The following is a 21,923-nucleotide window of genomic DNA, read 5'->3' as shown; positions in this document are numbered from 1 at the left end:
CTTCATAAAGAATATTATATTGTGAGGTAGGAAGTGACTTAGATGTGGGAACTTTATCAAGATGTCAATGGGGAAATCCCTAAAGATTTGCTGGCTTTTTTTATCAGGATGATTCCAGAACAGGAACAACCAGAAAATCCACCAAAACCATTACTGAGTGCTTGCGAAACCCCAAGCGTCTGCAAGTAAATCTTGGCTACCTGTGTAATAAAGGACTCGCATCACTTACCAGTGGCATCTTTGAGAAACTGGAAGATGATTTTTATGAGTTACGCATGACTAAGAGCCAACATAATCCACGGTTTATCTTAACGGCTGACTCCTCAGAGGCTTGTGGTGCTGCACGCCTTTATGAAGAAATACGACGGTGCTATCAAAGAAAGAGACAAAGAACCTGCAAGAGTGAGATTGAGTGAATTGCAGCAGAGGGAAAAGTCATGAAAAAGCCTAATTTTCAAGCTTGGTTACAGCAAAAGGTAAGCGACGAACCAGAGGTAATTCTGGCGGGAAAGTTAGAGTACCTGCGCCTATATCTCACCGATGCCATGCGGGAAATACGTAATAAAGCCGGATTAACTCAGGCACAGCTAGCAGAAAAACTGGGAGTGCAGCAAGCGGCGGTGTCCAAACTGGAGTCGGCGTTAAAGGAACATGAATTGGAATCAGTGTTGCACTATTTACATACATTGGGTGCAGATTTGCTAGTAGCCGTCAAACAAGGGGATGACTTATATCAAGCCAGTGATAACGAAGGTGTATTGCTGGTAGATGTACCAGATGTAGTTTTCCAAAAGGCATTGGCGGCAAACATGAGCGTGCGCGAATATGTGCGTGTAGCCGTTGAGAAGTTTTCTGGTGGGGATGATGGACTGAGAACAGCTTTGGTAAAACTGCTGGAAAGTGATGATTCGGTAGCGGTGAAAGTGAGAGAACGTTTGGGTGTAAGGACAATCCAAGAAGTTGCTGTAGATTTGGAAAAATGTCTGAGTCTTTCGGAGGAAGAAGATAGGATTTTTGCTGTCAAAAATATATTAGTGGGTAGTGAGGCGATTGCAGAAAGTAATCGCGGAAGTAGTAGTGATGAAGTTGATGAAATTGAGTTGTTGGATTTAGCTGAGAGTCTGCTGGAGAAGTTGGCAAATATTTTAGGATGATACAGACTCAAGTCTACTTTGGTGCTACATTTCCAAACTCAATACGGGGAGTTTTGCACCTATCGCTTAGACTGATAAAATAATCTTAAAATCCAGCAATAAACTTTATTTTTGAGGTTTATCATTATTTGCAAGCCAAAGAAATTAAAAAACAATTAAGATTACTTATAGAGGAAGCATCTGTCATAGATCCTGATTTAGCGAAAAGGTTAGAAGAGATAAATCGCTGGGTGAAAGATGTCAAACCGGGTTCGCTGACTGCTAAAAGATTTGTCATCCTGTTTTTGCAACAAATGCTCCAAGATGCTGAGGTTTGGCTGAGACTTAAATCATTACCATCTGAAGAAGAGCAGCAATCAGCTTTAACAGCGCTGAATCCAACTTTAAAATATTGGTATGGCTACTTGTTTCCTACATGGTTGAGTGAAAACGACCCTAAATTTTATATCTGGAGACGAAAACTAATGGCGGGGGAGTTCAATCAGGAGGATGCCAAATTAATTGGCTCTATTGCTAATAATATTAAAACTTCTGGTGGTACGACTGTATTACGATATGTTGCAGACCTGTCTATGGCAACTGATATAATTGTTAGCAGTACGCAAGAGAGTCCACTATGTATTCAACTCACTAGCGTCTCAGATGAATTTTCTCAAGAAAAGTTTGATGATTGGGAAAATACACTAATTTTTTGGGCAATAGATAGAGGATTATTTTTAAGTTACAATCCCCGTGCAACTGATTTTGTAAATCAGATAGTCAACATATTATTATCTAACAGCGACAATCTCATTAGAGGTAGTTATTTAAAACTTAATTTATAGTTGTCGTTCAATTGCATTTACTGGATTTATATAGCCAGTTATTACTTAACAAAGTGAGTCCTTATGGTTCAGGAAAAACAATCTGACCGTCAACAGAGATTAGACAACTTTTTACAAGCTGTAGAAGCTGCTCAAAAAGTACAGGATGACATCATAAAGTATGGGCTTAAAGCCGCTCATTTATATTGTGATGATGTTGATGGGGATTGGCTAGAAACATGGGGAGAAGACGAAGATGGTCAGCAAAGTTTTGTAGAATTAGTGACTAATTTCCTGCAAAGTGATGACTTGGTAGCGGTGAGGGTGAGAAAGCAGCTAAAAGATAAATCACTCCAAAAAATTGCTGTTGATTTGGAGCAATGTCTGGGTTTATCTGAAGATGAAGACCGGATTTTTGCTGTCAAAAATGTATTAGCGGGTGGTGTGGGTGTTGCAGAAAGTAATCGCGGAAGTAGTAATGAAATTGATGAAATAGAATTGTTGGATTTAGCAGAGGAACTGCTAGAGAAGTTGGCAGAATTTTTTGGGAAGCATAACTAGAGATTATCTAAATAAAAATGGGAAAAGGATTCGGTAGTGGAAAAGTTAAAAATGCTAAACAAAGCCATGAAGACTGTAACAATTTTCTGTTAAAGATAACATGGGAATGTGCAAATACCCAAGGCAATACACAAGTTATATATCCACTTCTGCAAGCAAATTTGGACAAATTAGATGACAATTTTGCCAACTTGCTATATCAGTGGGCATTTCCGAGATTATATCAAGTAGAGCCAGGTAAAGCGCAAATCTTGGCAGCTGCTATTGTTGTTTTTAGTAAGCTGATCCAGGATTTTCCACTTGGTAGCAAAGCTAACAACTTAGAGATTGCAATTGCAGGCTACGAGGTAGTTACTACAGTCTTTACCCGTGATGCTTTCCCAGAAGAGTGGGCACAAATCCAAAACAATATGGGTATAGCCTTCTTATATCGGATTCGTGGGAATAGATTGGAAAATCTCGAAACAGCCTTGTGTTGTTTTGAAGCAGCATTGCAAGTCCGTAACTATTCTGCACTCCCTGAAAGATGGGCAGAAACTAAAACTAATCAAGGCATTGCATTCTTTCATCGGATAAGGCAGGATCGGGCAGCAAATATTGAGAAAGCAATCAGGAATTACGAAGATGCTTTGCAAATCTATACTCGTGATCATTTTCCCGAAGAATGGGCAACAATTCAACATAATCTGGGCATTGCCTTAAATAAAAGGATACACGGCAACCAAGCTGAAAATCAGGAGCAAGCAATTGCTGCTTTCGTAAATGCTTTGCAAGTTCGTATCCCCTTCACAAAACAATGGGCGGATACTCAAAATTGCTTGGGGCTGGTCTACTGGAAGCGAATTCAGGGTGATAAGGCTGAGAACATAGAGTTAGCAATCACCGCATATCAACAGGCGCTACAAGTTCATACTCGTCCTGTATATCCTGAGCGATGGGCTGATCTCCAAGAACATCAGGGACTTGCTTACTGTGAGAGAATACATGGCAATAAGCCTGATAACTTGGATTGTGCGATTGCTTCCTTCAACAATGCGCTGCAAGTCTTTACTCAGTTTGAGTATCCATATAAATGGGCAATAACCCACAGCGATATGGGCGTTCCTTACTTTCACCAAGGACTGATTGATGAAGCAATCATCTGTTTTCAGTTAGCACTCACAATCCACACACATACAGCAGATCCTTTTGAATGTTATAAATCAGCGTGTAACTTGGGTAATGTGACTTTCATTGCTCGTCGATGGACACAAGCTATTGAAGGATATCGCCTAGCCATTGAAGCCGTAGAAACCAGCCGCACTTGGGCGCATTCTGAATCACGTCGCCAAGAGATTTTAGAAGAATCCGTAGGCATTTACCAAAATATGGTGCAAGCCTGCATCAATGCTGGACAAATAGAAAAAGCCTTTGAATATTCAGAGCGATCGCGTTCCAAACGCCTGGTAGACTTAATGGCAAGCTACAACCTCTCTCAAGGCGAAGACATCCCCCCAAAAGTTCAAGAATTATTGCAGCAATATGAAGAACTGCAACAACAAATTGACCAAGAACGCCAAAGTCATAAATCTGAAAATAATCGTAATGAAACACGCGCTGCTTGGGAAGCTTATAATGAAGCGATCGCATCTTTAGAAACCCAAAAACAACAAGTTTGGGAAAATCTCAGACGCGAAGATCCCGTATTAGCTGGCGAAATTCAAGTTAACCCCCTCAGCTTATCAGAAATTCAAAAGCTAATTGACCAGCCTAATACAGCTATTCTCAGTTTCTACACTACCAATAGCGACACCCATATTTTTGTCGTGCAGCAAAACAAAATTACTCTCCACACCTGCATAGGACAAGGATTAGATACATTACAAGGCTGGATTAACCAAAATTGGTTATTGCCTTATATGAATGACTCCCAAAAATGGGAAACTCAAATTAACAGTATTCTCCGCGAACTAGCTGAACGTCTTCAAATATCTCAACTCATATCTGAACATCTTCAAGGAATAGAGGAAATAATTGTAGTCCCTCATCTGTTATTACATCAAATTCCCTTCGCTGCTTTACCTACAGGAGAATATCAGGAATATTTAGGAGATAAATTTCTGATTCGTTATACCCCAAGTTGCCAAATTTTAGAATTTTGTCAACAACGCGATAATGTAGGGACATTTAATGAAATATCTTTACAATATGGAACTGTGGAAGATGCCGAGGATAACCTTCCCTGTGCCAGATTTGAAGGCGACAAACTCGCCCAAATGTATAATATTCCGCCAGAAAATAGATTAATTGGCAGCATTCAAGCCACTGCTAAAAACTATCGACAATTAGCACAAAAAGTTCAAGTACTTCATTCCTGCCACCATGCCCAATCTCGCCTCGATAATCCTTTAGAATCACAGTTAAAATTAGCTGGTGGTAGTATCACCTTGGGGCAATTGATGACACCAAGCTGGCGTTTACCTCAACTTCTAGAAGTGTTTCTCTCTTGCTGCGAAACTAATTTGGGTACTCCTTCCCTAACAGATGATATTCTGACTCTCTCTACAGGTTTTTTGTGTGCTGGTGCAAGAAGTGTTGTTAGTAGCCTTTGGGCGGTAGATGATTTAGCAACAGCAGTGTTTTCCATCTTTTACTACCAACTCCGACAACAAGGTAAAAGCCGTCCCGAAGCTATGCGCCAAGCCCAAATCAAACTACGCACCTTGAGAAAAGAAGATTTCAAAGAAATGTTTCGAGATGCAGAAACAAGGGAAAAATCACTGATAAGAATGAGAAAACAATATAACCCTGGTTCAGTGGAGTATTTAGAATGGGAGCGTGAATATAAGATGTATGCCGGAATTAATAGAAAAATTAAAGAAATGGAAAACTCCACGGAAGAGTTGCCATTTTTACATCCTCGCTACTGGGCTGCTTTTATCTGCCAAGGGTTACGGTGATGGTAGTTTTGCCAAAGTCTGTAGGTATAGCCCTGATATAGAGACATGAAATTTTGCGTTCATACAGGTTTTGATTTGATAATGCTATAAAATATTCTTTAGCTCCTAAAGCCACTCAATTTTTAAGGTTTAGCATTGTTTGCAAGCAAAAGAGATTAAAAATAGACTAAATTCACTTATAAAGGAAGCGTCTGCTGTAGATCCCAGTTTGGCCAAAAGGCTAGATGAAATAAATCGCTGGGTTAAAGATGTCAAGCCCGGTTCGTTAACTGCTAAAAAATTTGTACTTTTTTTTCTGCAACAAATAATCAAGGATGCTCTAGTTTGGCTAGATATTCAAGCCTTAACTTCCGCAGAAGAGCAGCAGCAATATTACGATCGCATGACACCAACAGAACACTATTGGTACAGCTATCTCTTTCCCAAATGGCTAAATGAAACTGATCCAAAGTTTTTTATCTGGAAACAAAAACTGATGGCAGGTGAGTTTAATCAAGCTGATACCAGTATTCTACAATCAATAGCTACTGATATCGTCCATCGAGAAGGCACTTTTTGGCAGTGCTATATTGCAGATTTTTCGATGGCGACTGATATAATAATTAGTAATAGACAGAAGAAGCCATTATGCATTCAACTGACTAGTCTCTCTGATGAATTTTCTCCAGATAAGTCTGATAATTGGGAAAAGGCACTGCAACGGTGGGGTATAGAGAGAGGTCTATTCTTAAGTTACAATCCGCGCATCAACCAGTTTTTGCATCAGATAGTTAATGTATCACTATATAACAGTGATAATCTGAGGACAGGCATTTACTTAAAATTTAATCTATAGTCTCAAATGATTTTCGTTCACCAGTTTTGTAGTAATAGGTCTTAACCAAACTAAATCATTATGGGGAAAGAACGACTCACTGAACCTCAAGAAAGATTAGAGCAATTTCTGAAACATTTAGAAGCAGCCAGGCACTTGCAAAGAGATTGGATGAATTATGGGGTTGACTGTGTAAACTTATATTTTGAAGAAATAGACAGCGATTGGTTAGAAAAGTGGGGTGAGGACGAAGATAAGCAAAATAAAACAGCAGAAATTTTAACCACATTCCTGCATAGTGATGACTGGGTAGCTGTGAGGGTAAGAAAGCAGCTAGTGGACAAATCTCTCTCAGAGATTGCATCTGAGTTAGAAAAATACCTCAGTTTACCTCAAGCAGAAGAACGAATTTTTGCTGTGAAAAATTTGTTAAATAGTAGCGCAATAGGTGTTACGAGTTACCGTGATGCTAGTGATATACATAATCATGAAATTGAGATTTTGGACCTAGCAGAAGAACTGCTAGAAAAGCTGGCAGAAATTCTGCGCTCAACAACCTAGAAAAATCTCAGCTAGAATATACTAGGTCAAAAAAATATGGTGAGTTGTCGCCAGGTTAACGCACCATGTTTATAGGTATGGTAGATAACGCCCTGTAAAATCAGGCTACAGACATTTATGACTAATTCGCTACCTCGGCCAGTTCAATAATGCGCCCTTCATAATCCTTAACCAAAAAATTAAGGGGCTTTTGGTTGCGAATCTTAAACTTTAAACCGCGGGTTTCCACTCGCATTAAAATCATTTCTAGGCAGTCGCGGTCAAAGCAAACGTGGCGCTGCTGATTTTTTATACCCAAACTCGCTCCAGTAATGACGTGTAGCTGGGTATTTTTCTTTAATTGATACCATAGCCCTTCGCTGGCATTATTCATTGTTCTGCCAGCGAAGCTAGGGGCTGCAGACATATAAAGAGGATCAATGCCTGTTGCGCCTATAGTTTGCTCGTAGTTGTAGTAGTAGTGCAAAGGCACCTCAGCCGCTGGTAAATCTAGTAGCCCTTCATACAACTGTCGCGCAATTTCCAAATCCGACACCATCACAGTATGTACTTTAGGCGCACTGGTGAGGAACATCCACATTGCACCAGCATAGGCAGCCAGTAGCAACACCATAATACCTTGGGTAGAGAGTAGGCTATCCAAGGGGAGGGAAGGCAGAAATGAGCCTAAAGTATAAGAGTTAATCAGGAACGGTATCACACTAGCTGCTATAACCATGAACAAAGCAAATATTGTATAAGTGAACCACTTTTCTTATTGTCGATTAAGACTAAAATTAAGTCCTTGTTTATAGTGTATCAATACTCTACTAGTCTGAGTCTTAACCTCAAACAGACAAACATCAAGATATTATGCGCTTAAATGTGAGACTAGCATTCCCAATAATATTTTAACAACTGTCAACCCCAACGATTGTGCAAATTCCTCATTTTCCCGAAGCTAATCACCCTCTAGTGAAGTCACTGTTTCACCAAAGTGACGAGGAACTGCTGACTTTGCTTCAGCGCTATCCCGATACAGGCAAGTACTTCACAGCGATTTTTTGCCGCTATAGCCCGATAGTTTACACCTTGATTTGCCATTCAGCGCGATCGCCTGTACAAGCAGATTATCTGTTTGCTCTGACTTGGCGACATATCTACTATGAACTCGGTGGACTCGATTTAACCAGTCCAGAACCAGGTAAGGAAAGCTTAACCCTGCAAAATTGGCTGATTAACATGACAGCCTACTGCATTAATGAGATCCAACTACCGCCCACGGAAGCCATTCATTATTCTCTCAAAACGACTTCTCCCCCATTATGGTGCTATGTCGAACAGGCATTGGAACAACTGCCTGCCGTTTTGCGGTTTGTGGTTTTGATGGCTCAGACTTTCCATTGGAGTGAAACTAGAATTGCCGCCTATCTCCAAGCCGAAGGAGAAAATATTACGCCTGTTGAAGTAGCCAATTTTCTCCGGGAAGGATATCGTATGTTAGAGGACAAATTACCTGGAGATGTCCGCACCATCTACTTAGGTGAAGATTTAGTACAATCAGGCTCCTAAGTATTAATGCGTATATTTCTGGTCTTTAATTAAAAAATTAAGAACTTCCTCTAGACCTTAATACTTAAACCCGAAATTTCACGGGTAAGTTCCATGAAACAACGGCATAAATTCCTAGAGCATCTCACTTTGGATTTAAATCCAACCCTCCAATCAAAACGCTGCGGGTTGGATTTTTTAACTCTTGCTGCACGCCAGAGTAGTAAATTTCAGTTTTTTACCTTTTACATTTTATTTTTTACTTTTTGCCTGAGTCCTATATCTGTTGGTGCTGTTGACATTACACAGCAACTACATCGTCCTTTGAATAGTTCGGTATTGCGAGAATCAAGAGACGATGCAGATAGCTTACTGCGGATCGCCCAAGATCAATATGCTTCAGGATATGCCGAGAAAACAGTTGAGTCTTGCTTGCGGGCGCTGGATACTTATCATGCTGTGGGCGACTTGAAAGCCCAAGGTATAACTTATGATTTACTGGCTAAAGCCTATGTGGGGCTGAGTCGTTTCAAAGAAGCAGAAGATGCTTTCCGTCGGCGGTTAGCGATCGCCCGTGATACTCAAGACTTCCAATCTCAGATTTTTGCCCTGAACAATATCAGTACCTTACTGCTGCAACAAGGAGAATCCAAACCAGCCGGGAACACAGTTGAGGAAGCACTGACAATTGCTCGGAATGTCCAAAATATCGAAGGTGAAGGGCTGTCTTTGAGTAATTTGGGTTTAGTCGCTGCCAGGTCAGGAGATTACAACAAGGCAATTAAACTGTATGAAAGTGCCTTATATTTCCGTCGTCAAACTGGCAATGCGATCGCTGAGGCTAATACCCTGAATAATTTGGGTGATGCTTACCTAGGAGCAGCAAATTATCAAGATACCATTGGCGCTTATGGTGCAGCCCTGCGAATAGCTAAAACCAAGAGCGATCGCACTAACTATTTACGCGCCATTGACGGCTTAGTAACAGCTCACAGTGCCGTGGGACGTTATGAACGTGCCTTTGACTTATTAGAGCAGCGTTTAGCGATCGCTAAAGAATCACAAAATCTCCGAGAAGAACTTAAATCTTTTGAGTCTTATGCTCAGTTATACGAGCAAATGGGTAATTACCCAACTGCCAGCAACTTTTACGAAAGGGCTATCCTACTAGCACGGACACTAAAAGACGACAAGCGGGAACTGCTACTAGTTGATCGCCTGACTAAAATGCTCAAGCGATAACTTTTGACTGTTGACTGTTGACTAATTTAAGAACACACCGCCATTTTCTGTAATCCTCATCACACCCCTATCTCTACCTACTGCGGTTGTTTCCCGTAAAGTAACTTCCAAAATTCCTTGTTGAGAAGTTATTTGTGGTGTCACTGTCAATAGTCCCCCATCCTCACGGTAAAATGTCACCGTCGTTGGGATACTCAGACCTTGCAGGATAGCATTTGACTTTCCTTGTAGCGATCGCGGTGCAGTATCCCCAATCACTTCATAGGTTACATTAGCTGCGGTGTTATTTACCAAACGCACATTGACTGTGCCATTCGTTGGTGTAATTGTCGCGATGGGGGATTGTTGTTGTCTGGGTGGTGTTTGAACTCCAGAATCTGGCACTGCAGGTGTACTAGGATTGGGCAAAGCGCCTTGAGAGCGATTATAAGGCGCTTCTTGGAAAATATTAGGATTAGGGTTAAGTCCTGGAGAATTGGTTACACCAGGCGCTTCACCGCCAACACCCAAGCCTGTTTGATCTGGTGATGGGTTAGCAGCGTTTGGAGATTCAGGAATAAGTCCTTGTTCTAAAAGTCTTTGAGTCAGAGCGTTAGGAGGACATCCTTGAGGGACTAAAACCCTGTTGTTGTGTGGTTCTTCATAGAAAATTCGTGGGCAGCGATTAACCTGAGAATTAAGCTGTTGTGCTAATACTACTTGAGGAATTGCTGCCACACTTATTAATAAGCCTCCACAAACAGCACCAAACAACTCAGCGTATTTGGGAAAATTGTGAGATTTTTGATTCATCATTTTCAACTCCTAATAAAATCTCTATACTTCTTAGATAAAAAGGTTTTACATTTAGCCAGATGCCACTTTAATTAGATCAGCATATTTATCTTAGATTGTGGTCAAGCATTTGATGATTTTAGAATAGCAATTAATAGTCATTTTAAAATCTCACTATTGGCTTAATAACATATAAAATTGCCAATTTATATTTCTGCCTCCAGCCAGAGACAAATAAATTACTAGAACTGTATTATGTGAGAAAACTTAAGATTCGAGTGTTATTGGTAAAGTGACAGTAAAAGTAGTGCCTTTACCAAGGGTACTTTCAACTTGAATCAGACCATGATGATATTCCACAACAGCTTGAGCGATCGCTAATCCCAATCCAGAACCAGTAGTACTTTCTCTAGCCGACTTCCCACTATTATGAGTACGTGCTGGATCTACTCGATAAAAGCGATCAAATAAGTGAGGTAATGCTGCCGCTGGAATACCAATTCCAGTATCACTAACCTTAACTTGCAACTGTGCAGGACTATAACGTAGTCCAGAGATCCGATTGATTCCCTCTAGACGGGTTACTTCCACATTTACCCTGCCACCAGATGGTGTGTATTGTAAAGAATTGCCGATTAAATTTGTGAATAGCCGCACCAGCTGATCCCAATTACCCATAAGTGTGAACCAATTTTCTAGTAATTCGGGGCTAGTTTCTGAGATACAAGAATCAACTAAGTCCAAAGAAAATATAATTCCTTTTTCTGTAGCTAATAATTGTTGTTCTTCCAGTACTTCTATCAGCAATGCATCTAGTGGACAAGACAAAAATTCATCTTTGCTCATCCCACTATCCTGTCTTGCTAAAAACAGTAAGTCATTAACCAACCTACCCAAACGCTGAGTTAGTCGTTCCATCACCTTTAACTGTTGGCGATAGTTTAAGGAATTAGTAGCTTCTGTCTCTACTAACTCCAAGTCAGCCAGAGCAACCTGTATATTAGTTTGAATCAAAGTAATAGGACTTCTAAGTTCGTGCGAAGCATCAGCGGTAAATTGTTTGAGGCGTTGGTAAGATTGATCGACTGGTTCCATTGCTTTACCAGAAAGAAACCAACCACTTGTAGCTACAGACAGCACCATTAATCCAGTCCCCAACGCCAAATCAAAAATCAACTGATGGCTGGGTTTAGTAACTTCAAACCAAGGATGGCTGACACGCAAATATCCTAATACTTGCCGTCCTACTTCCACACGTTGCGTTACTTGTCGCAATAACAGTCCTGAATCTTGCCATTTTGCACTCTCTGGTTTAACTACGCGCACAGTTTCACCAGTACGGTTGGTATGAATAGGAATATTTAGTGGTTCAAACAGGGTTGACCAAAGCAATTCACCAGTTGGGCTAAACCATTCTAGGTCAATGTGGTCATCTTCTACAATTTCAGTGCGATCGCCATAGGTGGGCGTTTCGCCATCGCCAAAACTAGCTTCTAAATTAATGCGTAACTTATCCGTATCGCTATTGAGCGGGTCAATAACAAGCCCAGATGCACAGCGACTTGTTGTTAGGCATCGTTCTACTACCTCCACTACATGATTGAGGGTATCATCAATCCGCTCAATTAGTGTACTTCTTACGTATAAATACACACCACTAGCAAATAGTAGTAATAATACGGCAGTTACAGCGGTGTACCACAGAGCAAGACGGCGACGGGTAGCTTGAAACATATTTGGGAATTTTCTGGAGAAATGTTAACTCATTACCTTTACTTTATATAGTCGCTAACTTGAGTTGGTCTTGGTTGTAACTACGAGCAAAGGTATTGTTAGATATAACGGTATAAAAGATTTTTTTTATACCTAAAATCAAAATATTTTAACCTAAAATTTTTAGCAATATTTTTTTATTTTTAAGTAGTTTCACCGCAGCAATATATTTTTAATCAAGGTTAAATTTTAATAGTGATAGCAATAAAAAAATCAGGAAATGTTTAGGCGAGTTACAAGAGATATTAAAGATTGTCACATCTGATAACTATTTCCATAAAACGCTTTAATTTACTACCAGCTGATTAGACATTATTCTGCTGGATTTTTTAGTTTCATCGATTCAAGAAATATGACTGTACAAATTTATTGACTGAGTATTGAATAACCCTCCTAAATGAATAGATATTGACATGAATATTTTTAATTCATTATCAATCTATCTACTCATACAAGAATATAGCAACTTGATTGGATTGAAACTGAAGTTGATATTGCATGGATATCAGTTAAAGCATTATGGGTGCATTCGTATAACAATAAAATGCTTTCAAGGTGATAAAAATGTCTCAAAATGCTACCAATTTATTAGAAAGAGAATCAATTTTTTCATCTACAAACTTACAACTAAGTCGTTCCGTTACAGTAGTAATTCCTTCCTTTAATGAGGCAGGTAATCTAGAAAAGCTTTTATTGACTCTGCAAGAAACTTTCCAGAACCTTGAATTTACTTTACCTGTGCTGCTAATTGATGATGGTAGTACAGATGATAGCCCAGAAATTCTCGATAGCCTGAGCAAAGAATATACATTTTTAAAAATTGTTCGTCATTCCCAAAGACAAGGTGTTACGGGGGTATGGAAAACAGCTTTAGCCTATGTAAAAACTGATTGGATATTTTGGGGACAAGCAGATTTAGAGTCTGATCCCCGGACGGATTTGCCATTACTCTTAAAAGCTTGTACATCAGAATGTGATGCAGTTGCAGGTTGGCGACAAAAGCGTGGAGATGGCAAAATTTTTGCATCTAAATTTGCTAACTTAGCTTGTCGGTTACTTTTTGGGTTAAAAATCCATGATATGAACTGGATAAAACTAGTTCGTCGAGATTTATTACTGACTTTACCCATAGAAAAAGTTACCCATCGCTATTTATTAGCCGTACTAGCAGCACAGGGATATAACATTACAGAAGTTGCTACACCTTGGCATCCTCGTTATGCTGGAACAACTAAATTTGGTAAAAAGCGTCTTTTCACTTCAGCTATAGATTTCGTTAAGCTATGGTGGTGGTTTAAAACTGACGGTTATCTAATTAATCGACGCCATCAGCGACAAAAAACAGCAGTAAGAAGTTACGTTGGTGTTTCTCACCAAAGAACTGTTTAGTCAATTCAACTAGCAGCATTTAAACCCAGAGAGAGTAATGAAACTCTCCTGGGTTTAATATTTATACCAACTTAGGAATTTTATGCAAGTCTTATGAATATTGTAGGTAAACATATTCTGGTGATCACGTCAGTCTATCCCATGACTGCTGATGCTAATCATGGTGCTTTTGTGCGGGAAGCAATTATACGCTTAAAACCAACCGGGGCTAGATTTACAGTATTTGCTCCCGCCTACGAAGGTTCTCAAAGCCATGTATTAGATGACGTTAGAGTATACCGATTTCGCTACTGTCTCAAACATTTTGAAAATTTGGTAAGAGATGGCGCTCCTACTAAGTTACAAAAGCAGCCTCTTTATCTGCTAGCTGCTGCTTTGTATATCTTCTTGGGTACATTGCAATTGTTTTGGATCTGCTACAAAGAAAAGCCAGATATGCTCCAGATTCATTGGCCTTTTCCTCATGGATTGATGGCTTTACCTGCGAGTATTTTATTAGGTATGCCGATGGTGTTCAGTTTCCACGGTTCCGAATTGATGTTAGCTAATAAATTCGGTTTTGTAACACATGTTCTCAGGTGGTTATTGCCCCTTGCTAAAGGTATTACGGCAAATTCATCTTTTACTAGTGGGCTAATTCGTAAAATTCACGATGCACCCGTGACTGTAATCCCTTATGGTCTAACTATAGAAGTTAAACCACCTCAAAAACGTCAATTAGGAGAAGTTCCTCAGATATTATTTGTAGGTAGGCTAGATGAACGTAAGGGTTTGCGATATCTACTGTCGGCATTACCTTTAGTGTTGGCTAAACAACCTGTGCAGTTACGTATTGTAGGCAAAGGAATTCTCGAAGCAGAGATTAAATCTCAGAGCCAAGCTATGGGTTTAGATAACGTAGTAGATTTTTTGGGATTTGTTAGTAAAGAAGAATTAGCTAATGAATATGCTGGGTGCGATATCTTCGTACTGCCAGCAATTATAGACAGCAAAGGTGATACAGAAGGCTTGGGAATTGTCATGATAGAAGCCTTAGCCCACCAAAAGCCTGTAATTGCCAGTGCTGTCGGCGGTATTGTCGATGTCATCCATTCTGGAACTACCGGATTGTTGGTACCTGAAAAAGATCCAGAAGCGCTAGCTACAGCCATCCTGGCGCTATTATCAGACCCCATTAAATCCCAACAAATGGCACAAAAAGGTTTGATAGACGCTCAAAACCGTTTTAACTGGTTGCGGATTATCCCTATGTGGGAACAGGTTTTTGCGAAAGCTCTAGATAGCTCTTTAACCGAAAAAAATACTGAAACTCTCGCCTAGTGAGCTTTTAAGGTAAATTTAAATTTTTTGTCCAGAATTATGTTACTTTTGCCAGGTTTTAGGGAAGTGTATAAATGTACCCATTGAGAGGGGCATACTTACCTGGCTCTAGATAGATCTTTGTCAATTTTTCACAGTACTACTTTTGTATGGATTAAATTATGCGTTTTCAAATTTCTCTATCTCGTGGAGTTTTGACCACTCTGGTAGTAGGCCCGTTGGGTCTAATGGGGATTTTGTCTGTAAATGTACTTTTGCCCGCCTTAAAAGATCCAGAATCAAGAATTTACTCTTCTGGTTTTGGTTATCCGGCTTTGCAGCGCATGGCGGGTAAACCCATTGAAGTAGAAACTGTAGCAGTAGCAGAAAAAAATTTAGAAGACAGTCTAGCGGCTCCGGGTGAATCTGTTGCTATGCAACAGGTAAATGTTCGCTCTTTAGTTTCAGGACAAGTCGAAGAAGTTTATGTTAAAGAAGGGCAGAGAGTACTGAAAAAACAACCTTTACTTCGTTTACAACCAACACCCTTTGAAAATCGGGTTGATACAGCCCGTAACAACTTAGCTACTGCTGAAAAGAACTTTTTGGCTTTACAAAATTCGATACCTCAAAGATTATTTTCTTTGAAAGATGATGTAAAAACTGCACAGGTAAGGCTTGATGCTGCGGAAAATAGACTTCAACAAATCTACTCCTTAACAGAACAGGAAATCAAAAACAATGTTGAGGCTAATCAAGCCAGACTTTTGACCGCTGAAAAAAAATTAAAACAAATACAATTGTTAGCAGAGCAAGGAGCAATTTCTCAGTTTCAACTTTATGAGATGCAAGATATTTATGCTACTCGTAAAAAAGAACTACTAGCGGCTAAACAAGGATTTATTGATAACAAAAACTTGCAATTTAGCAACCAAGATTTCTATATTACCCGTCAAAAAGAAGTGATTTCTGCCAAGCAAGCACTAGAAATTTCTCAAACAAGCCTAGATAAAGACTTAGTTAATGCTCGTCTAGCAGTAGAAAACAATAAACTAGCTCTGCAAAACGCTCTTAGAGATTTAGGCAAGACAGTAATTTATGCAAGTACTGATGGTCTGGTAAGTAGCGTAAATATTAATAGTGGAGAAATAGTAGATCGCAGTTCTTTAATGACTATTACCCAAGATGTGGTCTTTAAGGCATATATTGATCAAGCACGACTTAATGCTGTCAAAACTGGTGATAAAGCTATAGTGCGTTTAGTAGCATATCCTGGACAGACCTTCGAGGGACGAGTAATTCAAGTTAATCCCACAGTCGAAACTAATGCAGCTAAAAACAGTCAAGTAGGTACCAATCGCCAGTTTACTTACTCTGTTTGGGTTGGTGTTGATGGTATACAAATGCCTCCAGGTTTGCAGGGCTATGTCCAATTTGTAGATCAAAGCAAGGTGAGCTTAGTAATTCCAGAAAGTTCAGTTACTCATTTGTCTGCTGGCGAGGGTATGGTGATGGTTGCACAAGATAGTAAAGCTGTTGTCAAAAAAGTGAAGCTAGGGAGAATTTTTGATAACCAACGTCAGGTTTTGGGAGGCTTACAGGCTGGAGAACAGGTAGTACCTAATGCTAGAGCTTTCAATCCAGGCGATCGCCTGGATAACAAATCTGTACAAATGCCCATTGCTAAGGGACGTTAAGAATAACAGGGGTGTGTTAATGCGTTACTACGATAGAAACCAGATTTATAAACCTAAATTAGCTGTTAAAGTTCGGAATCGACTTCATCAGCTTTTTCTCTCAGGATTAAAAATCTCTTCAATATGCGAAGTCGGTATCGGAGATGGACACCTTGCTCGCTATTGTCGAGAAAATGGTATTGAGTGGACAGGTATTGAACCTAGTAATCAATCACGCAATGCCGCTATTGCTGATGGATTTAAGGTTTATGACGGTATGATGCCTGTATATCCTGAGATATCTGAAGAATTTGATGCTATCGTTGCTTCACACGTAATTGAACATCTCAATAATGTTCACGAAGCTCAGGAGTTTCTCCAGGCATCTCAAAAAATATTACGTTCTCATGGTGGAAGATATTTGATTCTTCTCTACCCCGACATTGAAAAGTGGGGAGATTTTTTTTGGGTAGACTATACTCATTCTTTTGTAACTTCAAAAAAACGTATTGAAGATATGCTATTTGATAATAACTGGCAGATTATTCGCAGTGAACACTATCTGGCTTGCTTCTTTAAAACTTCTGGATTGTTACATGTATTGGGTAAAATATTCCCCTATTTTTTACTACCTAAAAAGTTATCTTTTTTTACCAAATCAGCATTACAACAGAATGTTTTGACTATTGCAGAAGTGCCATCAACTAATTAGATTTCATAAGAAAACACTATGAGTCTGCTCCGATACTTCAATTGGTTTACCCGAGACAAAATAGCTCTATTAATAGGGTTACTAGCTTTAGTGGTGGGAGCAATCTACCCGTGGTATTACTTACCACCTCAAGCTTTAGAAGTTTTTAGAATAAATTTATTTTTAGCCAACTTAGGAAAAGTTATTGCTATTTTTTTATCTTTAGTCGTTATTTTTACCCTAATTATTGGTATCAAGCGTTCATCTCGTTTTGTTTGTTGGTGTGGACTAATTGCAGTCTTACTATTTCCTTATTTTATTACTACATGGCAACCAAGTATCACTTTTTTGGCAACTTCATATTACGAGCAAGATAAAAGAGTAACTAGTCATGTAGAGAAAAACTTTTCGGAAGTCCAGGCGCAGTGGAAACAGAACATATCGCTGGATAAATCTAGACCTCTAACGTCAATATTTGACTTTTCTATCCAGGATAGCCGCTTTTTTCAAATGCCTTCATGGGAGCAGATTTTGCTTGCTGGTTTAGGCTATAAAAACAGCTTCTTCCTATTTGTTGGTAGAGGATGGGGATTGACTGTTACTGGTTTGACAATTAGCTTAATGGGGCTTTATCTGGCACTAACAGAGAATAAAATTGATGCTTTAGTCAACGATCTTAGGCAGCTACTACCTGGGATGAGTTCATTGTTGGTGACAATTATCTTGTCTTTAATCTGCGTCAATATTCTTAACTATCACCTAGATACCCTATTTGCCAAAGGAGAGTATCGCCAAGTGACGGCAGCTAGTCAGACTTTAGCATCCTGGTATCCGCCCTTGAGAGGGGATGAAGAATTTATCGAACGAATGGCAAAAGCAGGGTTCTACGCTAATCAACCTGACTTGGCTTTGATCAATTTTGTCAAAGGACTAGAACGCTATCGTGCTAGAGATTTTGTCCAAGCGGAAGATTACTTCCAAAAATCTTTGGATATCCAACCTAATCAATTTTTGGTGAGAGGGTATTTGGCAACCACACTGCTGAATCAGGGAATTGAGTACTACAACAACCCAAACACCTTCAATACCCTCAACAGCCGCAGGGCTGGGGGCGCGACAGATTTATTTACACGAGCATTACAGGTTTTTCCTGGTCATCTCGAAATTTCCTATGACTTGATGTTGGCGAGGGTAGTTAATGGACAATTTGAAAAATCGGCCCAGACAGCCCAAGAGATTATAGAGGTTTACAAAAACTCGAATTCATCTAGTGTGGCTTTATTAGGTCAAGCCTATCTGCACTTAGCTTGGGCTGACTATCGTAATGACGAGATCAAGACAGCCTGGGCAAGATATCGGCAATCTATCGACTCCAGCACGTGGAAAGAAAGTATTGAGGAGCAAGAATGAAGGGCTTTAACCGTTCGTTACCATTAGCACTCATTTTAACTCTGGGGTTGTTGCTAGGGATGTTGGGTTTTGCTGTTTGGGATAAAGTACCATTAACTGTTGAGCGCGTGGCTTGGTCGCCACAGGCACAGTGGATTGCTGCGCCTGAGACAAATTATCGTTTTTATGCTCGTCGTACTTTCAATCTACCCAACACCATACAATCAGGTTGGTTACGGCTCAGTGCTGATAATAGTTTTGTCGTCTATGTCAATGGGCGGCTAGTAGTCAGGGATAGAACTGTTTTCAATAATGCTCTTGGTCTAGCTAGTAGGCGCAATGGTGACTCCCAAGATTTCAATGACAGTATTCAGTATCGTACTGGATCAGCGATAAATTACTTAGTTGGCAGTTCCAAACACTGGAAGTTAACAACATACTTAGACATAACTTCTTACCTGCGTCCCGGCAAAAATGTCCTAGCTCTGGAAATCCAAAAAGGACAGACAAATCCACGTGTGGTTGTTGAGGGGGTGATTTATCCTGTAGCCAATTCGCCTCAGATCAATCTAACGACAGGAGCAAGTCCTTGGAAGACTTCTATCCTATCGGAAAACCACCAAGGCTTACAATGGTTTGAACCTGATTTTCCAGATGAAAACTGGTTTAGTGCAGTAGCAATTGGTTCTGTTAAGGAAGCAACTTATAGTAGGTTGAGCCAAAACCTATTTGACCGATCGCTTCAAGGAAATTGGATTACAGGAGATGAAAGTCCTCAAGGAGAACTGTGGCTCAGAGGTTCATGGCATATATCCCAAACGCAACTTGCTCATGCGTTTATTCGGTTTGCTGGGGATCAGGAATATGCTCTCCTAATCAACGGTATGTTAGTCAAACGTTATACAACAGGTAATAGCAATCAGTTACACCTTTATGATGTGACGAAATATCTGCACCCTGGTATTAACAGCCTAGCAGTACGTCTGGCTCGTCCCCTAGAAGCAAGTGGGAAAAATGCAGACGGCTTGCTGAGTTTTTTATTGGACGGTTGGGTAGAGACAAAGCAAGGCGAAATCAAAAATGCGATCGCTACTGACAATACTTGGATGGCTTTTGCGTCTCCTGAAAAAGCTTTGACACAACGTGCTGATCAAGGTCAATCTGCAATCATCTCAAAATCGGCTAACCCACAAGAATTTCGTCGCACATTTGAGGGCGATGCCTATCTGCTTAACTACCCTGATTACCTCTGGCATCAGAGTCTTTGGCAATTGACTGGGATAGCTTTTGCCCTAGTTTGGGCATGGAGTCTAGGTCGATTTTGGCTAGGTCGCCAGGATAGTTGGTGGGATAGCTTGGGAGCAGGTACGGCGCTGTTGTTTCCAGGAACCTTATTTTTAATTGTTATTGGTTTACTTAAACACCGCTATGCGGAAGCAGAGACAGGGTTGCTGTTTGCTCAACCCGAGAGCAATGCTTTAATCTTGCTTGGATTTGCAAGCATTGTTTTAGTGACATTGCTTTGGAGTCAGATCAAAGATCAGGGTATGTTACCTAACTGGAGTCTGTGGTTCCTTTTAGGTTTGTTCACCTGTGTAGGATTGGGTTTAGCTGCAGGGGGAAGAGTTATCCCCGTTCTCCTGGTTTGCTCTAGTATTACAACTTTAACTCTAATCAGTTGGTGGAGAAAGCAACAGATCATAAACTTGTTGCTTCCAGAAGGTTTGCCATCACTTAGGCAGGTATGGAACACTTGGGGTCAATGGTTTTTGTTAGTCTTGGTTGTCAGCATTGGTTTTGGCTTGAGGGTCTATCAGCTAGGTTTTATAGACTTAGATACTGATGAAAACGTCTCCTTAGATGCCTCTAGAGGTATCCTGCACACAGGCGCTCCAGCACAAACTTCTGGTATTTGGTACACTCGTGGACCATTTTATCAATATCTTTTAGCTCTGTGGTTACGGATAGTGGGAGATTCGATTGTTAATGCTCGCTTACTATCTGCGCTTTGGGGAACAGCTACTCTAGTTTTAGTCTTTTTATTAGCCCGCAAAGTGACTGGCAAAGCCTGGATTGCCCTGCTAATCACCGCAATTTTGGCTGTAGACCCATTTGCAATCTGGTATTCACGAAATATTCGTTTTTATGCAGTTCTGCAATTTATGAGCCTTCTAGCTTTTTGGTCGTTTTTTAAAGGCTTTATTGAGCAAGCTGGAAAGCTTTATCAGTATATATTTTTCCTGACACTGACATTGACTTTATTGACTCAGGAAGTAACCATATCCTTGTTACCTTGCTTTTTAATTGGGTTCCTTTGCTTTTATCAAAAGTTTAGATGGTCAAAAGACTGGTCGCTACTATTAAGTAGTCTAGAAATGCTAGTAATTTTCGGATTTAATGGGATCGTTTTCTCAATTATATGCCTGACACCTCGGGTAGCAATATCCGGCACAACAGGTTCTTTTCTTGAGCTGCGTCTATTTAATATTACAGGATTAGCATCTCGTTTTTTTGTAGGTCCCGACAGAATATACACAATTTATAGCTGTTTATTCTTTATGGGTTTTCTCTATTTTATGAAACGTCGTGATGGTAAAGTAATATTTTTATTTAGCAGTGTATTAATTAATTTAATTAGTGTAACGTTGACAACTTACTTGCTTACAGAACGCTATACTTATCCAGTTTATCCGCTATTTATTTTATTGGCGGTATATAGCGGTATTTGCATAGTAAACAGTTTAAGTAAAGATTTAGAATCTATATTAAATAGCTTACTACCTCTACGGACGATCGCATTAGCTTTTATTGTCATATTATTGTTGGGAAATATAGAACCAGTAAGGGTTTTATCTGGCTATCAAGAAGCTATTGTTAAACGTGATACTAAGCTATTTGAATATATTCAGACTCATCGACAACCAGGAGATGTAGTAGTCTCACCTAGTATTACATTTGCAGCAGTTAATTTAGGCGGTCTAGATTACTTCCTAACAGGATCTGGATATTTAGATGCGCCATATTGGCATGATGGTAGGTTAGTTGACCGTGTAGCTGGTGGCGTAGTAGTTAGTAATTTAGACCAGTTAAACCACGTTCTAGAAAAATCTCAGCGTGTCTGGCTACATGTAGACGACCTAAAAGAAAATAGATTTGATTCTGAGATGCTCGAATATCTATTGACATTAGGAAAACCGGTTTTTGATGGTTTTGGTAGTCGTCTGCGTTTGTGGCAACCAGAAGATGGATTACTACCCCGCGTACCTAATCAAGGCAAAAACTTAGGAGCTTATTGATAACAGTATATCTCTAAGATTTCTTATTAGTT

The 21,923-nt window shown here is 39.9% G+C and carries 19 protein-coding genes; 16 read left to right on the top strand and 3 right to left on the bottom strand.

The window, feature by feature from the left end:
* The first annotated feature begins 42 nt into the window (after positions 1 to 42).
* From CAL7507_RS32730 to CAL7507_RS13965, 8 genes are all read left to right on the top strand, one after another.
* Positions 43 to 189 (top strand): hypothetical protein, encoded by a 147-nt coding sequence (locus CAL7507_RS32730; RefSeq protein WP_015129126.1) that lies wholly within the window; start codon positions 43 to 45, stop codon positions 187 to 189.
* Positions 162 to 416 carry a hypothetical protein gene (locus tag CAL7507_RS32725; RefSeq protein WP_201447885.1) on the top strand — a complete coding sequence of 85 codons (255 nt, stop codon included), beginning with the start codon at positions 162 to 164 and terminating at the stop codon, positions 414 to 416. Before CAL7507_RS32730 ends, CAL7507_RS32725 begins: the two co-directional genes overlap by 28 nt.
* Positions 417 to 437: 21 nt before the next feature.
* Positions 438 to 1,154 carry a helix-turn-helix domain-containing protein gene (locus tag CAL7507_RS13990; protein ID WP_015129125.1) on the top strand — a complete coding sequence of 239 codons (717 nt, stop codon included), beginning with the start codon at positions 438 to 440 and terminating at the stop codon, positions 1,152 to 1,154.
* A gap of 128 nt (positions 1,155 to 1,282) precedes the next feature.
* On the top strand, positions 1,283 to 1,978 hold the full coding sequence (locus tag CAL7507_RS13985; RefSeq protein ID WP_015129124.1) for a hypothetical protein: 696 nt from the start codon (positions 1,283 to 1,285) through the stop codon (positions 1,976 to 1,978).
* 63 nt (positions 1,979 to 2,041) lie between these two features.
* Complete coding sequence (locus CAL7507_RS13980) at positions 2,042 to 2,518, top strand: hypothetical protein (protein WP_015129123.1); 477 nt, start codon at positions 2,042 to 2,044, stop codon at positions 2,516 to 2,518.
* A gap of 17 nt (positions 2,519 to 2,535) precedes the next feature.
* Entirely contained in the window at positions 2,536 to 5,457 is a 2,922-nt protein-coding gene (locus CAL7507_RS13975; protein WP_015129122.1) for a CHAT domain-containing protein, read from the top strand.
* A gap of 139 nt (positions 5,458 to 5,596) precedes the next feature.
* Positions 5,597 to 6,292, top strand: a complete 696-nt coding sequence (locus CAL7507_RS13970; RefSeq protein WP_015129121.1) for a hypothetical protein — start codon at positions 5,597 to 5,599, stop codon at positions 6,290 to 6,292.
* 60 nt (positions 6,293 to 6,352) lie between these two features.
* On the top strand, positions 6,353 to 6,832 hold the full coding sequence (locus tag CAL7507_RS13965) for a hypothetical protein (protein ID WP_015129120.1): 480 nt from the start codon (positions 6,353 to 6,355) through the stop codon (positions 6,830 to 6,832).
* 121 nt (positions 6,833 to 6,953) lie between these two features.
* Here CAL7507_RS13965 and CAL7507_RS13960 read toward each other — a convergent pair whose 3' ends face one another.
* On the bottom strand, positions 6,954 to 7,550 hold the full coding sequence (locus CAL7507_RS13960; protein WP_015129119.1) for a hypothetical protein: 597 nt from the start codon (positions 7,548 to 7,550) through the stop codon (positions 6,954 to 6,956).
* Positions 7,551 to 7,747: 197 nt separating this feature from the next.
* Between CAL7507_RS13960 and CAL7507_RS13955 the strand changes: the two genes are divergently transcribed.
* Together CAL7507_RS13955 and CAL7507_RS13950 are read left to right on the top strand one after the other, a co-directional pair.
* Positions 7,748 to 8,383 (top strand): hypothetical protein, encoded by a 636-nt coding sequence (locus CAL7507_RS13955; RefSeq protein WP_015129118.1) that lies wholly within the window; start codon positions 7,748 to 7,750, stop codon positions 8,381 to 8,383.
* A gap of 93 nt (positions 8,384 to 8,476) precedes the next feature.
* Complete coding sequence (locus CAL7507_RS13950) at positions 8,477 to 9,604, top strand: tetratricopeptide repeat protein (protein WP_015129117.1); 1,128 nt, start codon at positions 8,477 to 8,479, stop codon at positions 9,602 to 9,604.
* A gap of 21 nt (positions 9,605 to 9,625) precedes the next feature.
* Here CAL7507_RS13950 and CAL7507_RS13945 read toward each other — a convergent pair whose 3' ends face one another.
* Positions 9,626 to 10,396: a hypothetical protein gene (locus CAL7507_RS13945; RefSeq protein ID WP_042341332.1), complete on the bottom strand. Its 771-nt coding sequence runs from the start codon at positions 10,394 to 10,396 to the stop codon at positions 9,626 to 9,628.
* 249 nt (positions 10,397 to 10,645) lie between these two features.
* The gene (locus CAL7507_RS13940) at positions 10,646 to 12,112 is read right to left on the bottom strand and encodes a cell wall metabolism sensor histidine kinase WalK (protein WP_015129115.1); all 1,467 of its coding nucleotides are present in this window, start codon (positions 12,110 to 12,112) and stop codon (positions 10,646 to 10,648) included.
* 603 nt (positions 12,113 to 12,715) lie between these two features.
* Here CAL7507_RS13940 and CAL7507_RS13935 point away from each other — a divergent pair.
* The 6 genes from CAL7507_RS13935 to CAL7507_RS13910 all read left to right on the top strand — a co-directional run bounded on the left by CAL7507_RS13935 (position 12,716) and on the right by CAL7507_RS13910 (position 21,891).
* Positions 12,716 to 13,540, top strand: a complete 825-nt coding sequence (locus CAL7507_RS13935) for a glycosyltransferase family 2 protein (protein ID WP_015129114.1) — start codon at positions 12,716 to 12,718, stop codon at positions 13,538 to 13,540.
* Positions 13,541 to 13,633: 93 nt separating this feature from the next.
* A complete protein-coding gene (locus CAL7507_RS13930) occupies positions 13,634 to 14,860 on the top strand; it encodes a glycosyltransferase family 4 protein (RefSeq protein ID WP_015129113.1) in 1,227 nt (408 codons plus the stop codon).
* Between the two features lie 161 nt (positions 14,861 to 15,021).
* On the top strand, positions 15,022 to 16,536 hold the full coding sequence (locus CAL7507_RS13925) for an efflux RND transporter periplasmic adaptor subunit (protein WP_015129112.1): 1,515 nt from the start codon (positions 15,022 to 15,024) through the stop codon (positions 16,534 to 16,536).
* 19 nt (positions 16,537 to 16,555) lie between these two features.
* Positions 16,556 to 17,227: a bifunctional 2-polyprenyl-6-hydroxyphenol methylase/3-demethylubiquinol 3-O-methyltransferase UbiG gene (locus tag CAL7507_RS13920; protein WP_015129111.1), complete on the top strand. Its 672-nt coding sequence runs from the start codon at positions 16,556 to 16,558 to the stop codon at positions 17,225 to 17,227.
* An 18-nt stretch (positions 17,228 to 17,245) separates the two neighbouring features.
* The gene (locus CAL7507_RS13915) at positions 17,246 to 18,616 is read left to right on the top strand and encodes a tetratricopeptide repeat protein (RefSeq protein ID WP_015129110.1); all 1,371 of its coding nucleotides are present in this window, start codon (positions 17,246 to 17,248) and stop codon (positions 18,614 to 18,616) included.
* Entirely contained in the window at positions 18,613 to 21,891 is a 3,279-nt protein-coding gene (locus CAL7507_RS13910) for a glycosyltransferase family 39 protein (RefSeq protein WP_015129109.1), read from the top strand. The genes CAL7507_RS13915 and CAL7507_RS13910 overlap by 4 nt, the downstream gene beginning before the upstream one ends.
* The last annotated feature ends 32 nt before the right edge of the window (positions 21,892 to 21,923 follow it).

It is taken from the genome of Calothrix sp. PCC 7507 (genome assembly GCF_000316575.1).
In the GTDB taxonomy this organism is placed as follows: Bacteria; Cyanobacteriota; Cyanobacteriia; order Cyanobacteriales; family Nostocaceae; genus Fortiea.
This window is presented reverse-complemented; position numbering and strand designations above follow the sequence as displayed.

Excerpts from the sequence above, each read along its gene's own strand:
- CAL7507_RS13950 (WP_015129117.1), top strand. The coding sequence starts at position 8,477 with ATGAAACAACGGCATAAATTCCTAGAGCATCTCACTTTGGATTTAAAT.
- CAL7507_RS13960 (WP_015129119.1), bottom strand. The coding sequence starts at position 7,550 with ATGGTTATAGCAGCTAGTGTGATACCGTTCCTGATTAACTCTTATACT.
- CAL7507_RS13980 (WP_015129123.1), top strand. The coding sequence starts at position 2,042 with ATGGTTCAGGAAAAACAATCTGACCGTCAACAGAGATTAGACAACTTT.
- CAL7507_RS13910 (WP_015129109.1), top strand. The coding sequence starts at position 18,613 with ATGAAGGGCTTTAACCGTTCGTTACCATTAGCACTCATTTTAACTCTG.
- CAL7507_RS13920 (WP_015129111.1), top strand. The coding sequence starts at position 16,556 with ATGCGTTACTACGATAGAAACCAGATTTATAAACCTAAATTAGCTGTT.
- CAL7507_RS13925 (WP_015129112.1), top strand. The coding sequence starts at position 15,022 with ATGCGTTTTCAAATTTCTCTATCTCGTGGAGTTTTGACCACTCTGGTA.
- CAL7507_RS13990 (WP_015129125.1), top strand. The coding sequence starts at position 438 with ATGAAAAAGCCTAATTTTCAAGCTTGGTTACAGCAAAAGGTAAGCGAC.
- CAL7507_RS13965 (WP_015129120.1), top strand. The coding sequence starts at position 6,353 with ATGGGGAAAGAACGACTCACTGAACCTCAAGAAAGATTAGAGCAATTT.
- CAL7507_RS13915 (WP_015129110.1), top strand. The coding sequence starts at position 17,246 with ATGAGTCTGCTCCGATACTTCAATTGGTTTACCCGAGACAAAATAGCT.
- CAL7507_RS32730 (WP_015129126.1), top strand. The coding sequence starts at position 43 with ATGTGGGAACTTTATCAAGATGTCAATGGGGAAATCCCTAAAGATTTG.
- CAL7507_RS13945 (WP_042341332.1), bottom strand. The coding sequence starts at position 10,396 with ATGAATCAAAAATCTCACAATTTTCCCAAATACGCTGAGTTGTTTGGT.
- CAL7507_RS13930 (WP_015129113.1), top strand. The coding sequence starts at position 13,634 with ATGAATATTGTAGGTAAACATATTCTGGTGATCACGTCAGTCTATCCC.
- CAL7507_RS13940 (WP_015129115.1), bottom strand. The coding sequence starts at position 12,112 with ATGTTTCAAGCTACCCGTCGCCGTCTTGCTCTGTGGTACACCGCTGTA.
- CAL7507_RS13935 (WP_015129114.1), top strand. The coding sequence starts at position 12,716 with ATGTCTCAAAATGCTACCAATTTATTAGAAAGAGAATCAATTTTTTCA.
- CAL7507_RS13975 (WP_015129122.1), top strand. The coding sequence starts at position 2,536 with ATGGGAAAAGGATTCGGTAGTGGAAAAGTTAAAAATGCTAAACAAAGC.